At 65.0% G+C, this 13,311-nt stretch carries 11 protein-coding genes, 2 tRNA genes and 1 other RNA gene; 8 read left to right on the plus strand and 6 right to left on the minus strand.

All coding sequences use genetic code 11. The features are described 5' to 3' along the window. Nucleotides 1-767: TraR/DksA C4-type zinc finger protein (locus AAGI46_10170; protein MEM1012570.1), on the plus strand; the 767-nt coding region annotated here is incomplete at its 5' end. Here AAGI46_10170 and AAGI46_10175 read toward each other — a convergent pair. After that, nucleotides 764-2,584 (minus strand): endonuclease, encoded by a 1,821-nt coding sequence (locus AAGI46_10175; protein ID MEM1012571.1) that lies wholly within the window; start codon nucleotides 2,582-2,584, stop codon nucleotides 764-766. The two genes, AAGI46_10170 and AAGI46_10175, sit on opposite strands and share 4 nt — an antisense overlap. 120 nt (nucleotides 2,585-2,704) lie before the next feature. Beyond that, the gene (locus AAGI46_10180; protein ID MEM1012572.1) at nucleotides 2,705-3,334 is read right to left on the minus strand and encodes an NADH-quinone oxidoreductase subunit C; all 630 of its coding nucleotides are present in this window, start codon (nucleotides 3,332-3,334) and stop codon (nucleotides 2,705-2,707) included. Nucleotides 3,335-3,711: 377 nt separating this feature from the next. Here AAGI46_10180 and AAGI46_10185 point away from each other — a divergent pair, with 377 nt between their 5' ends. Beyond that, complete coding sequence (locus tag AAGI46_10185; GenBank protein ID MEM1012573.1) at nucleotides 3,712-4,503, plus strand: transposase; 792 nt, start codon at nucleotides 3,712-3,714, stop codon at nucleotides 4,501-4,503. A gap of 70 nt (nucleotides 4,504-4,573) precedes the next feature. Here AAGI46_10185 and AAGI46_10190 read toward each other — a convergent pair. The 3 genes from AAGI46_10190 to kdsA all read right to left on the minus strand — a co-directional run bounded on the left by AAGI46_10190 (nucleotide 4,574) and on the right by kdsA (nucleotide 5,660). Then, nucleotides 4,574-4,647: transfer RNA gene (locus tag AAGI46_10190), tRNA-Arg, on the minus strand. A gap of 55 nt (nucleotides 4,648-4,702) precedes the next feature. Next, nucleotides 4,703-4,774, minus strand: a tRNA-Gly gene (locus AAGI46_10195). A 94-nt stretch (nucleotides 4,775-4,868) separates the two neighbouring features. Continuing rightward, nucleotides 4,869-5,660: a 3-deoxy-8-phosphooctulonate synthase gene (gene kdsA, locus AAGI46_10200; protein ID MEM1012574.1), complete on the minus strand. Its 792-nt coding sequence runs from the start codon at nucleotides 5,658-5,660 to the stop codon at nucleotides 4,869-4,871. 130 nt (nucleotides 5,661-5,790) lie between these two features. Here kdsA and AAGI46_10205 point away from each other — a divergent pair, with 130 nt between their 5' ends. The 4 genes from AAGI46_10205 (at nucleotide 5,791) to AAGI46_10220 (ending at nucleotide 9,549) form a co-directional block, all read left to right on the plus strand. Then, a complete protein-coding gene (locus tag AAGI46_10205) occupies nucleotides 5,791-6,681 on the plus strand; it encodes a prepilin-type N-terminal cleavage/methylation domain-containing protein (GenBank protein MEM1012575.1) in 891 nt (296 codons plus the stop codon). 87 nt (nucleotides 6,682-6,768) lie between these two features. After that, nucleotides 6,769-8,088 (plus strand): dockerin type I domain-containing protein, encoded by a 1,320-nt coding sequence (locus AAGI46_10210; protein MEM1012576.1) that lies wholly within the window; start codon nucleotides 6,769-6,771, stop codon nucleotides 8,086-8,088. Beyond that, nucleotides 8,072-8,326, plus strand: coding sequence for a hypothetical protein (locus AAGI46_10215; GenBank protein ID MEM1012577.1), 255 nt, complete (start codon nucleotides 8,072-8,074; stop codon nucleotides 8,324-8,326). The genes AAGI46_10210 and AAGI46_10215 overlap by 17 nt, the downstream gene beginning before the upstream one ends. Nucleotides 8,327-8,529: 203 nt before the next feature. Beyond that, the gene (locus tag AAGI46_10220) at nucleotides 8,530-9,549 is read left to right on the plus strand and encodes an MYXO-CTERM sorting domain-containing protein (GenBank protein MEM1012578.1); all 1,020 of its coding nucleotides are present in this window, start codon (nucleotides 8,530-8,532) and stop codon (nucleotides 9,547-9,549) included. A 75-nt stretch (nucleotides 9,550-9,624) separates the two neighbouring features. Here the strand turns inward: AAGI46_10220 and AAGI46_10225 are convergent, their stop codons facing one another. Next, nucleotides 9,625-9,843, minus strand: a complete 219-nt coding sequence (locus tag AAGI46_10225) for a hypothetical protein (GenBank protein MEM1012579.1) — start codon at nucleotides 9,841-9,843, stop codon at nucleotides 9,625-9,627. Between the two features lie 196 nt (nucleotides 9,844-10,039). Here AAGI46_10225 and AAGI46_10230 point away from each other — a divergent pair, with 196 nt between their 5' ends. Then, nucleotides 10,040-12,769, plus strand: a complete 2,730-nt coding sequence (locus AAGI46_10230; protein ID MEM1012580.1) for a serine hydrolase — start codon at nucleotides 10,040-10,042, stop codon at nucleotides 12,767-12,769. A 38-nt stretch (nucleotides 12,770-12,807) separates the two neighbouring features. Next, nucleotides 12,808-13,207, plus strand: an RNA gene (rnpB, locus tag AAGI46_10235) — RNase P RNA component class A. Nucleotides 13,208-13,311: the final 104 nt, after the last annotated feature.

Raw genomic sequence — 13,311 nt, forward strand, 5'->3', positions numbered from 1 at the left:
CGAGCACCGCGAAGAAGGCCACGCCGAAGAAAACGGCGGCTCGTTCCGCCTCGGCCAAGAAGAATGCGACTGCGGCTCGCAAGCCGGCACGTTCGACTGCGGCTGCCAAGAAGAAGGTCGCAAAGAAGGTGACGAAGGCCGCGCCCGCAAAGAAAGCTCCGGCCAAGAAGAAGGTCGCGAAGAAGACCGTTGCCAGGAAGCCGACCACGCCCAAGTCGCGCTCGGCTCGCTCGACGCCGTCGGCCAGTCAGATCGAGGTCAAGTCATCAGCCGTCACCAAGTCGTCGGTGCCCGTGAGCGTCGGCAGCGGCCTGAGCTTCCTGGCGGGTAAGCCCGGCAGTGACGGCTCCGATGATGCCACCCACGCGGACAAGCCGCGGCTGACGAAAACGAAGCTCCTCACCAAGGACCTAGACAAGTTTCGCCACCTCCTGCTTTTGCATCGTCGGCAGCTGCTGGGCGATATCGAGGGCATGGAGAAGGAAGCCCTGAAGTCTGAAGGCAGCAACCTCTCGACGCTGCCGGTCCACATGGCCGACGTCGGGACGGACATGTACGAGCAGGAGTTCACCCTCGACCTCGCCGACCGCGGTCGACGAGTGATCGACGAGATCGACCATGCGCTGGGCAAGGTGGACAAGAAGACCTATGGAATCTGCGAAGGCACTGGCCAGATGATCTCCAAGGCCCGGCTCGAAGCCCGGCCATGGACGCGGTACAGCATCGAGTACGCCCGCCAGCGTGAGCGTCGTGGCATCCGTCCCTAGGCGCGACGCCGGCGGAGCACCAGCGAGCAGCCGATCAGCACAACCCCCGCCGCCGCGGGCTCGGGGATCGTCGACACCCACGCGTCGAGCAGCTGAAGGTCGGAGGCAGTACCACCGAAATTGCTCCGCAGGATGCCGAAGTCGGACAGGTCGACGTTGCCGTCGCGGTTGAAGTCGCCGAATACAAATCCGTCCGGACTGGTACCGAAGTTCGCCCGCAAAATGCCGAAGTCTGACAGTGCCACGGCGCCGTCGCCATCGGCGTCGCCGGGCAGCCGAACTTCGCCCAACACCGACAGCTCGAGCGAGTCGCCGGCGAGGAATCCGCGCCCGCCGAGAACGTTGTCGGCGTCGCTGGTGCCGATGAGGAACCCGGCAGAAAAGTCGCCGATGGCGTCATCGTTGAGCGTGACTTCGACGCCGGTCGACGCACCCGCCGCCAGGTCACTCGCCGACGCGTTGGCGAGAAATGCCGCGAAGTCGGTCCCGCCGAACAGGCCGGCATCGGTGCCGTCGACGTCGAGTCCCGCGAGCAGTGCCGGGTCGATCCCGCCGGCGAAGTTGAAGACGTCGACCGAGTCGGTGAAGTCGCCCAGACCCTGACCGATGATGCCGAGGTCGAGGGTGAACGCCTCGACGTCAGCGCTGTTGGAGAACGACGCGTTGCTCTGCGCGACGACGGTTGCCGAGAGCGAGACGACGTCGTCTGCGTCGTTGGCCCCACGATCGAAACCGCCGCCGGTGGTGACGTCGAGGTTGTCAACGGTCACGGTCCCGCCGTACTGGCCGATGGTGTTGTTGAAGCCACTCGGCAGACTCGCCGAGATGGTGGCCAGCCGCGCGGTTGGCGACGTCCCGAGCGTGAGCGCGTTGTACCGGCCAGCTGCGTCAGACGTGACGTCGCCGTCGACGCGCACCTCGTAGTAGGTCCCGTCGGCACCGGTCTTTTCGACCGTCAGGTCCACCGTCGCATCGACGCTCGCGCCTACGAGCACTTTGCCGAAGTCCGTCGTGTCGTTGGTCGTGACGTCAAGACGTGTGTCGTTGTCGTTGCCGCGGAAGACGGCCCACGCGTACTCGGGCCGATCGATGTAGGCGTTCCGGTTGTTCGTGTAGTCGTCGAAAATGACTTGGTTTCGCCGACGCTCGAAATCGTCTGGCGTGTCAAGGTAGTGCCAGAGCAGCAGCGACGTGAGATCGCCCATCTCCTCGTCATTCGGATCACCGATGCCGTCGACGAGCTTGAGACCGTTCGCACGCCAGCGGGTTGCCGCATAGAAGGCGATGCGTGCGACGTCGCCCTTGTCGGCATCGCCGGGGAAGAAGTAGCCGCCGTCCGGGCCGGAGTTGACGCGTGCCGCACCGGTGCGTCCGCCGAAGCCGAAGCTGAAGTTGGCGCGATCGCTGTTGATGCCGGCCTCGGCGGGCTTGAGCATGTGGATGTCGCCGTAGCGACCACGCGTCGAATTGCTGCCGCTGGTGCCGAGACGGCTGACAGGCCAGACGTGCTCGCGAGTCTGGTAATCGCCGCTCTGCCACTGCCCGTCGTTGGAGTCCCGCGTGTAGACGAGCAGCATGTTGCTCGAGTCATTGGGATCCTGATCGGTGACCGGCAGGGCGAATCGCACTTCGCCGTAGGTCGTCTGGCTGTGCCCTTGCGCCAAACGCGTTTCGAGTTGGCCGATCAGGTTGCCCGCGGCCGGATCGATGTTGTCGTAGTAGGTGCCGGGATCGAACGGATCGACGGCCGAAGCGAAGCTGCTGGCGGCGAGCGTCGTGGCGGCGGCGGAGGCGATGGCGGTGAGTCGGGTACGCATGCGTCGGGGCAAACCTACGTCCAGAGGAGCAGCCGGTGTCCCGGCGTCCCAAGATTCGCCAGAACAAGGCAACAGACGCAATTCCGGTCCGACCGATTGTGACGACTCGCACCTTCAGCGTCAGGCCGTCTCACGCGTGACAATCGGGTAGCTCTCGCGCTCGCCGACGCCACGCAGCGGGTAGTCCTTGCGTAGCGGCCTTGCGTCGAAGCCATTCCACGTGAGCAGTCGGCGCAGGTCCGGATGACCGCGGAAGACGATGCCGAACATGTCGTACGCCTCACGCTCAGGCCACTCGGCTCCGGGGTAAACGCCCGTCATCGAGTCGATGAACAGCCCCGGATCGCCCTTTTCGGCAGCCTCTTCGTCGCGGTACTCGTCGTCGCCCGGCGCGGTCGATCGCTCAGGATCGAGGAACACCTTGAGCCAGAGACGATTGTTGCTGCCAGTGCTCGTCAGGCCGTAGGTGACAGCGAATCGTCCGGGCGAGCCGCCGGGAAACTTCAGGTAGTCCGTCGCGAGCAACTCGTGGAGCAGGTCGTATCGAAGCTCCTCGTCATCGCGAAGGAAGGTCGCCACCGCGACGATGTGCTCGCGCGGGACGCGGACAGTGACCATGTCGCGAAACTCACCCGCCGCGAGGCCGATGTCGGAAAACTGGGCCTTGAGCTTGGCCAGCGCCGGGTGCGTGATCCGCCTCGTCGGCGTGACGATCGTGTTGCGGGAGGAGTCCGATTCCGTGGCTGCCATGGCCCGATCATTCAGGAGCCGGCAGAATTGGTCAACGGCGAACGGATTTGCGACACGACCGACGTTCATGGCTTCAGAGCAACAAGCAGAGTCATGCTCAGTCATCGCAAGTCGCGTGACTGTTCCGAGACGCCAACCTGCTGGACCGAGCGGCTTCAACGGGACGCGGAACGCCGAAGCGGAAGGGCTTTATGCGCCTTCGTTGTTAGTGCGTTGCGCGACAGCGAGTTGGCGACGATGGTGGCGTTGCTTTCACTCGACAAGGAGTCACCACCATCGAACGCCAACTCTGGCCGATCTTATCGGCCGCTCTCACCTGCGTCGCCGCCCGCCTCCGCCCGCCGCACCGACGCTTCACGCATCCCGACGCTCGCATCGTGCGGGTCTACCTCTTTGCCGTCCTCCACGACCGGCCGACCTCCTGGGCGTGCGACCCGGGCAACTGGACCCACGCCCGGCCGCCGATGCCGATGCCCGACCAGTCGACCTTGAGCCGGCGACTGCAACGCCCCGGCGTCGCACGCCTCTTGACGATGCTGCTCGACGAACTTGAGGAAGCCGACCCGGCCAGGGGGCCAGGGGCGATCGTCCGACGCATCGTCGGTAAGCCGCTGCCTGTGGCCCGCCACAGCGGCGACAAGCAAGCCACCTTCGGCCGCGGGGCCGGCGGGCTGGCCAAGGGCTACAAGCTCCACGCGGTCTACGCCAAGAGCAACAAGCCCACCGCCTTCGCCGTGATGCCGATGCACATCGACGAGAGACGTGTGGCCGAGCGGCTGCTCGCCGAGGCCGGACCGGGCTACGTCCTTGGCGACGCCAACTACCACGCGACGCGCCTGTTCGACGCGGCCGAGGCCAACGATCAGGTGCTCGTCGCCCCGCGTCGCAAGGCACGCGGCAGGAGGCCGCCCCAAGGCACCGGAAGTCGCCCGCAGAGTCGGGCGAGGTTGGCAATGATCGACCGGCTGGAGGGGCCCGACCCATTCGTGCGGCAGCTGCTGGCGACCCGTCGACAGGTCGAGACCTACTTTGCAAACCTGTGCAACTTCGGCGGCGGGCTCAGCGGCCTGCCTGCCTGGGTCCGCGGCGACCGGGTGGTGCCGTGGGTGACGGGCAAGATCGGCATCCGCCTCGCCCGAGACCGGCATCAGGCAAGCGTCGCTGCATAAAGCCCGGAAGCTTCGGCGTTGCTTACGTGTCCAAGCTGCCGCGTCGGTCGCAAGACGCAAAGCTGCACAGCGTTCCCGACAGGGCTCGAACCTGTAACCTTCGGCTTCGGAGGCCGACGCTCTATCCAATTGAGCTACGGGAACGAGGCAAACAGCTGAGAGTCGATCAAGACAATCTCGCAGCGATCGACGGTCGGCAAGCGGATGATGAGATTCGAACTCACGACCCTCACGTTGGCAACGTGATGCTCTACCACTGAGCTACATCCGCGTCGGGTTGTCTCCACCAGCAGGACTGGCGGGCCGACAGTTTAGCCGACCAAACCGCCGGGGCAAGTGGTGCCGCGTGGGGCGCTTGTTCCGCGCTAGCCGCCCTGCCACGACGTCCGCAGCGTCGCCAACCCGGCCAGCTCGTCGATGAGCCGCGGCACGTCGTCAAGCAGCATCATGCTGGCGGCGTCGCTCTTGGCGTTCGTGGGATCGGGGTGGCATTCGATGAAGACACCGTCGACGCCTGCCGCGACGGCCGCGCGGGCGAGGATCGGTGCCAACGTCGGGTCGCCGCCGCTCTTGCCGCCGAGGCTTGCGGGCGTCTGCGTGGAGTGCGTCGCGTCGAAGACCACGGGGCAACCGGTCTGTGCCATCGTCCGCAGCCCGCCGAAATCGTTGACCAGCCTGCCGTAGCCGAAGAAGGTGCCGCGTTCGGTGAGCCAGACCTCACTCTCGCCCGCCGCCTTCACCTTATCGACGGCCGTCGCCATCTCGGACGGTGCCATGAACTGGCCTTTCTTGATGTTCACGATCTTGCCAGTCTTGCCGCACGCGGTCAGCAGGCTCGTCTGCCGCGCGAGGAAGGCGGGCACCTGCAACACGTCGACCACCTCCGCCGCCGTCGCCGGGTGCTGTGGCTCGTGCACGTCGGTCACGGTCCGCACGCCGAGCTCCTGACCGACGTCACGGAGGATGTCGAGGCCCTCGTCGACGCCCGGCCCGCGATAGCTCGACGCGGACGAACGATTCGCCTTGTCAAAGCTGGCTTTGAAAACGTAGTCGACGCCCGCCCGCTCACACGCCGCCTTGACGGCCTGGCCGACCTGGAGGCAGACGTCGCGCGACTCGATCACACACGGGCCGGCGATGACGAAGAGGTCGGGCACGCTCGAACCTAGCACGCCGAGCAGCGCGACAACGCCTTGCGAGCCGGCACGGATCGCCCTGATTCACAGATGAGATAAAATCTCAATTTGTCTTGAATCGACGTTTTCGCGAGTCTAGAAAGCTTCAGCGATGCGACGCGGCTTCACGTTGGTCGAGCTCCTGGTCGTCATCGGCATCATTGCGCTCCTCGTCGGCGTCCTGTTGCCGACGCTGTCGCGTGCCAGAAGCTCTGCCGCGCAGGTGAAGTGTGCCACTCAGGTCAAACAGCTTGGGGAGGCATGGGTTCTGTTTGCCAACGACAACAAGGGGCGGGCCGTGCCCCACAGCGTGTTCGCGCCGAATCTGGAGGACGTCACAGGCGTGCAGGGGACAAACCTGTTCTGGTGGTCGTCGAAGGTCAACGTGCCCTACCGCGAGCAGCAGGAGTTCGCGCTCTTTTCCCCCTACTTCGACAACGTGAACGACATTCTCGTCTGTCCCGAGTGGGTGGTGCGCGAGGTCACGGCCGTCGACGAACTCATTCTTCGAGCAGAAGGTTTTCCGCCGCCGGAGATGTCCTACGGATACAACGGGCTGCTGCTGAGCGTGCGCGATTTCCGGCAAGAACTGCCGCCCGCACAGCAGACGCCGGGCAACTACATCGGTCTCAATCTGGGAACGATCGACGATCCGACCCGCAAGGTCACGTTTGCCGACGGGGCAGACTTCGACTCAGTCACCGGCCTCAAGCCCCATCCCGAGGCCAACCTCTATCCGCCGCTAGGTGTTGCTGGCCCACCGACGACGATCACCGGCCCGGCTCAGGCACCGCCCAACGTCCACGGCCGACACGGCGATGGGTCGGCCAACGTCGCGTTTGCGGACGGACACGTCGAGCTGGTCCCCGTCACGTTGTATGAGGAGATGGACCCGGTCAACTTTGCCTTCCCGCAAGACGACGCGACCATCATCCGCAAGATCGGATACCTCGACCCCAACACGGACAACATTCGCGAGAACGATCTGATGTTTGTTCGATGAACCATAAGTGAAGGACGCTGAACGCCACCAGGAGATCGCTTGAGTTTGTAATCACCTTCAGACGTCTTCCGGATTGAGAGAATTTGCATGAACCTCCTCAACACACACAGCTTCGTCTTGGCATTTTGCGTCGCGGGGACGGCGGCGGCGCAAGTCGCGAGCGTGTCACTCGCTGGGGACGACGCGACCGGCTACTACGCGACCGTCGGCTTCAACCCGGAGTTCGGAATCCCGGGGGGACCGGGAACCCAGTCGAGTAACCCGAACAATCCCAAATTCTTCGACTATCCGACCTACGCGGCGCAGGATCCGAGCCAGTCGGCAGACATCATCATTCTGCAGGTCGAGCCGTATCAATTCGGGCTCGACTATCCGAATCCGCTGCACCCGATCAATTCGAGCATCTTCACCGATGTGACGGACGATCTGATTGTCGGCCAGCCGGTCAACCCGAACTTTGTCAATGGCGAGTTCAGCGAGGCCTTCACTGAGGACGAAGACTTCCATCTCACCGACATCGGAACGCTCGACTACGACCCGACGCTCGTCTCGCCGACGGGTATCAGCGTCATTCCCGCATCGCAGGTCAGCTTCAGCTTCGACGGCACCGAGTTTCAGGCACAGAACCGCACCAAGATCAGCGCAGCCGATCGTGGTGGCTTCACCGCGGACGATCCGATCGGTGCGGTCAACCCGGACGGACGCAGCAACCGGAACGAGGCGGCCAACATCGTGCGAATCGTCGAGGATTCCGCCACGTTCAGCGGCACAGGCCTGACGTTCACGGGCGGCGTGTTGACGTCCATCGAGCTTGAAGTCGACGTCGACGTCTTCGCGTTTCCGAACGTCATTGAAGCGGAGCCATTCATCGACGATCCGAGCCTGCCGCTGCCGCTGGCGTCCGTCTTCAACACCGAAGGAACGCTCAAGTTCACCGGTCGAGACTTCGCCTTCGAAGTCGACGGTCTGGACGATGCCGCGTCCGGCGTCAGTGGATCGCCCGTTCGCCTGATCCTCAATCGGGCGGCCGAGGTCGATGCGGTTCGCCTGCCGGGAGACGCGAACGGCGACGGCACCGTCGACCTGGCTGACTTCGGCATCCTCCGAGCCAACTTCGGCGAGGCCGACACGGTCGGGTACGCCGAAGCCGACTTCAACGGCGACGTCGTCGTCGACCTTGCCGACTTCGGCATTCTCCGGGCCAACTTCGGCCGGACGGTCATCGACACGATCGGGTCACCCGTCATCAACGGCTCCGACGTGGCTGCGCTGGACGCGTGGTACGCGACGGTCGTGCCCGAGCCCACGACGTCCGCCGTCGTCGCGTTCCTTTCGAGCCTCGCCCTGCTCGCCCGTCGCCGCCGCATGTTCAATCAACAGGAGAACCATCATGTGTCGATCAGCTGACACCGACGCCGCCCAGCACGTCCGGGCCCAGGTCTGTCAACACGGAACCATTCACGTGACCGTCGGCCCGACGACACTCCACCTGCTGCCGTCCGAGGCCGCGCTGCTCTTCTGCAGTGTTGCCGAGATTGCCCGTCGCTGGCCCATCCTCCGCGAGGCCGTCGACGAGGTTGCCCACCAGTACGCCAAAGCCCACACCAACACGCCTGACCGGACGGAGCCCATTCGGATCACCTAGCAGTCGCGAGTGCTTCTGCTGACATCGTTTTGAACCAGGAGCAACACGCCAGCCGGTGGCGAGATTGGTAAGTGCGTCTCCACGTTTCGGCTTGAGCTAGACGCAATCGAATCAGGCGTCCTTACCGGCTGTCAACACCGAACTTTACACGACGTTTTTCTTCGACGTCGCCTTCTCTCCCACATCTCTTTACTGGAGAAATCATGTCCAACGCGACCCGCGTTTCACTCATCCTCGCTGCTGCGACATCCGTTGGTGTCGTCTCGTCAGCGTCGGCAGACTCTGCCGTCATCAACTTCACGACCAACCTCACCTCCTACGAGGGTCCGGCCGGCGTTGAGACGCTGAGCCCGTTTGTCCCTGGCACGGCGCTCAACGCCCTCGTCAACGGCCTGGACGGCTTCGCCGGCTTGGGCAGCCCGGACTGGCTCCGGTTTAGTGGCCAGATTTACATTCCGGATTACACCGGACCGGGCACCTACTCCATCACGCCCGACAACGGCGTGGGTGGCATCTATCTCCACTCGCCGCTGCTCAACCGCCTTGAGGCCGTTTCGCTTCGGACCGAAGGCCCGCTGACGCAAGCCAGCATCGACGCCGGCGCTGGCCGGGCTGATGGCAACGCGACCCAGAATCGGGACGACATCTACCTGCCCGACTTCACGCCCAATGCCGTCACGACGGTCACGATCACGCCCAGCAACGAGGTCACGATCGACTACGACCTCGACTTCTCCACGCTCTCGGACGAGAACGCCGGCTTCCTGCGTGACGGCGTCACCCCGACGCAGATCAGCGTACTCCTCGAGGACGCCGGGCAGAAGTTCGGCTTCATCGGCGTCGACGGCACTGGCGTCGCGAATGTGCAGTCGGCCATCATCGGCTCGGGTGACGAGGACGACTTCGCCTACGGCGGCTTCTCACTCTTCGAGACCGTGGTCGAGGGCAACCTCTCCAACACGATCGTCCCGACCACTCGGGGCGTCATCGACAACGAAGTGGCCGCGATGAACATCTCAAGCGACGGGCGTTCGACCGACCCGACGACCGACACGGTTTTCCTGACCGATCCCTTCGCGGGCGAGTCTGGAGAGACGTTCTTCTTCGACCTGACCGGTGGACCCGACTTTTTCGCGTCGGCACAGCTCGTGCTCGTCCCCGAGCCGACCACGGCCACGCTCGGCCTGCTCGCCCTGGGCGGACTGCTCCGCCGTCGGCGATAACCGCTCTGCCTGGCAAGACGCCCCGCATCCCGAGTGGGACGCGGGGCGCTTTCGGTTGTCTAGGGTTGGCCGCATTCAGTTCATGCTCGGCTTCGCAGGTGTGAAGCCTTCGCACGAGCTGATCGGCGTCACCTTGAGCTCGACGCTGCGATGCTTCGGGTGGCCGCAGGGCTCGACGAGATCCACCGGTGCCTGCCGGCTCGTCCGGATCTGAACGAGCCTCGGCTGGTCGTCCTTCTTGGTCTCGCCGAAGTGAACGCAGATGCCGCACTGTCCGTCGTGAATGGTCAACATGTTGAACTCCGTGTTACGAGTGTTGTTGGGTCAGAAATGGGGGCACCGTTCCTCGCCGTTGAGCAGAGCCGCCAGCAGGCCGGTGCCGTCCCCATTCTATTCCTGCACCTGCTGTTTTCTACTGATAACCGGTCTCATGTGGCCTTGCGACCCGGTCGCAGCAAGTGAGTTCGAGCCGCCGAAACCGCACCGACTCGTGTCGCTGCAGCAGAAGGTCGAGGAGCGGGTTTTATCACTTGACACGCCCGGTGCCGTCGTCGCGATCCACAACGCGAACCAGCAGGAGGTCTTTGCCGTCGGCAACGCGGACGACACCGGCGAGACCGCGATGCCAGCCGATGCCGTCGTCCGCCTCGGCAGCGTCTCCAAGCTCTACCTCGCAACCGTCGTCCTGCAGCTCGTCGACGAGGGCACGCTGTCGCTCGACACGACGATCGGCGACTACGTCGACGGCGTGCCCAACGGCGATCGCATCACGCTCCGCATGCTCGGCAGGCACACCAGCGGGCTCGACGACGCGATTCGCCAGATGCCGTTCCACAAGGTCCTCGCCGCAGAGCCGGCCCGCCAGCGCACGCCAGATGAGTTGATGCGTTACGCGTTCGAGCCCGGCCCGCGATTCGAGCCCGGCGAGGTTTGGGCCTACGGCAACACCAACAGCCTGCTCCTGGCCCTCGCGATCGAGAACGCGACCGGCAAGGGCTGGCGCGACCACGTCCGCAACCGCATCCTTGAACCGTTGGCCCTTGACGACACCGGCTTTGCCGACATGCCCGTGACCGTCCGCGGCTACCGCTACGGCAAGCCCGAAGACCTCGTCGGCTACGGCGGGACGGACAACCACGTCTGGTTCGACGCGACCGACTGGAGCCCTAGCTGGACCAACGCCGCTGGCGAGATGACTGGCACCGCGACGGACACGGCCCGATTCGTCGCCGCGCTCTTCGGCGGCGAGCTGCTCTCGACTGAGATGCTGGACATCCTGCTCGACTTCGAGCCGACCGAGGACGATGGCGACTTCGAGTACGGCTTTCACGCCCATCGGATCGGCGACGGCTACGGCCATCACGGCGACGTCCCGGGCTTCAGCAGCAGCGCTGTCTGGCTGCCCAAATCCAAGACGGCGATCGTCGTCCTGTGCAACCTCTCGGCCGAGCTCGACAAGTGGAGCAGCGCTTCCAAGGTGATGGAGACGATCCAGGCTGCCACCGCGCAAGGCGTGGTTCCCACGTCCGATGCCGACGCGCCCGTCCTGCTCGGGTTCCAGCAGGAGCTCGACAAGACCGCGATTCAGAACGCCTCTGCAGTGCTCATCGGCGACATTGGCGTTGCGATCTCGGGCGATGCCGACCGTCTCTACCGGGCCGGCTCCGTCAGCAAGCTGCTGACGGCGCTGCTTGTCCTGCGTGCGACCGAGGCCGGCGTCGTGTCACTCGATGACACCGTTCACCAGCACTTGCCCGGCGTCCTGACAGGCGACGGGGCGAACGACGTGACGCTGGCCCACCTGCTCGAACACACCGGCGGCCTTGCCGGCAGTGGGCCAAGCGAGTACGCGACCTCTGCCCCGGGTCTGCTGCCGTCGCAGTACGTCTCGCTGTTTGGCCCGTTCGACCTGCGCTGGCAGCCGGGGCTCCACTACTCGTACTCGAACCCCGGCTACACCGTCGCAGCCGCCGTCGTGGAGCGAGCGTGGGGCGACGACTTCGACACGCTCATGCATCGCGAGGTGCTCGAACCGCTCGGCCTGACATCGACGACGTTCGACGCCAAGTCGCCTCCAAGCTTTCAGGCCGACGGATCGCCGGCAGCTGTCTGGCAGATGCCGGTTCGCCCCGCCGGGTCGGCCGTCACGACCGCGGGCGATCTGACGAAGGTCGTTCGGATGCTCCTTGCCGACGGCGGCGACTTCCTGACCAGCGACAGCGTTGCCCGCCTGGAACGCGGCGAAACTGGCCTGCTCGCCGACGCGGGCGGTGGACGAGGCAGCTACGGCCTTGGCACGTTCGCCTACTTCGCCGGTGACGCCGTCCTCCGCGGTCACTGGGGCAAGACCGAAGGCTTCCGCGCGACGCTGATGTACGACCCGGATGGAATGTCCGGCTACGTCCTCCTCGCCGACACCGCCGACGATCGCGGCGTCATGCAGCTTCGACGGTTTCTCGACAGAAAGATGTCTTTCAAGTCAGGCACGGTCGTCGAATCGGCACGCGATCTTGGAGCGCCCATCGACGAAATCGGCGGGCTCTACGTCAACCACTCGCACGACGGCGTTCAGCGGGCATGGCTCTTCTCGCTGCTCGACGCCCGACGCCTCACGCCGACCGACGAAGGCCTGTTCGTCAAGCCGCTCTGGATCGGTCAGCCGACCACGTGGTCGCGTGTCGGCGAGAATCTCTACCGGGCCGAGTCACTTCCGGTGGCCAGCGGTGCTACGAGCCAAGTCAACGAAGACCGCTTCTGGGTCGATGGCGAAAGCTACCGCCGCGTGTCGTCATGGGCGTACTGGTCGGAGGCAGGCGTGCTGGTCGCCGGCCTCGTCTCTGCGATTGCCGCACCGCTCGCACTCGTCGTCTTGCTGGTGCGACGCGTCTTCGGTCGAAGCGACGGCCGATCGGCGCTGGTTCCGTTCGGCAGCCTCGCCTTGGCAGGTGTCGCGTTCTGGGTGTTGCTCATCGGCTTCGTCTACTTCCAGCTCGGCGACGTCGCGACGATCGCCACCCTCGGTCGGCCCTCCGTTCCATCGCTCGGACTGCTGCTGGCGAGCCTCGTCGGACCCGTCGGCGCGGTCGTCGGCCTCGCCACGCTCTGGCGGCATCGGCCGATGATCAGGGCGTCGCTCCTGGCCCTGGCGTTGCCGATGGTCGGGCTGGCGTTGGTGCTCGCCGCGTCTGGCATCATCCCGCTGGTTGGCTGGTTGTCGTAGCCAATGCGTAGCCCATCGCGGTCGCCGTAGTGTCGTCAGGTGTCGGCCTGAGCGGCCGCGCGTCCTCGCTCGTGCGGGGGCGTGAGGAAAGTCCGAACTGCAAAGGGCAACGGTGCTTGCTAACGGCAAGGCGATGGCGACATCGACGGAAAGTGCCACAGAAAACAAACCGCCTCAGCAATGAGGTAAGGGTGAAATGGTGCGGTAAGAGCGCACCGCGCGGCTGGTGACAGTCGTGGCAGGGCAAACCCCACCGGCAGCAAGGCCAAACAGTGGGCCACTGGCAACAGTCGCGTCGGCCCGACGCGTGTGTCCACGGGTAGGCCGCAACAGGATCGACAACGGTCCGACGAGGCGACGGGCGACCGTCGTCCCAGAGAAATGGCCGCACCCGGTTCGCCGGGTACAGAATTCGGCTTACGACGGCCGGCACCACAACCCCCGGCGGGGGGTGGCCCCCCCCCCCCAACCCCCCCCCCCGAATTTTAAAACGCCGCCCCGCGGACACCCGGGGAGTGTTTTGGGTGTTTGGGGCCCCAAAC

This window comes from Planctomycetota bacterium, assembly GCA_038746835.1.
Taxonomy (GTDB): Bacteria; Planctomycetota; Phycisphaerae; order Tepidisphaerales; family Tepidisphaeraceae; genus JBCDKH01.

Coding starts and splice junctions, on each gene's coding strand:
- AAGI46_10215 (MEM1012577.1), top strand. CDS start 8,072: ATGTGTCGATCAGCTGACACCGACGCCGCCCAGCACGTCCGGGCCCAG.
- AAGI46_10220 (MEM1012578.1), top strand. CDS start 8,530: ATGTCCAACGCGACCCGCGTTTCACTCATCCTCGCTGCTGCGACATCC.
- AAGI46_10210 (MEM1012576.1), top strand. CDS start 6,769: ATGAACCTCCTCAACACACACAGCTTCGTCTTGGCATTTTGCGTCGCG.
- AAGI46_10180 (MEM1012572.1), bottom strand. CDS start 3,334: ATGGCAGCCACGGAATCGGACTCCTCCCGCAACACGATCGTCACGCCG.
- AAGI46_10225 (MEM1012579.1), bottom strand. CDS start 9,843: ATGTTGACCATTCACGACGGACAGTGCGGCATCTGCGTTCACTTCGGC.
- AAGI46_10205 (MEM1012575.1), top strand. CDS start 5,791: ATGCGACGCGGCTTCACGTTGGTCGAGCTCCTGGTCGTCATCGGCATC.
- AAGI46_10175 (MEM1012571.1), bottom strand. CDS start 2,584: ATGCGTACCCGACTCACCGCCATCGCCTCCGCCGCCGCCACGACGCTC.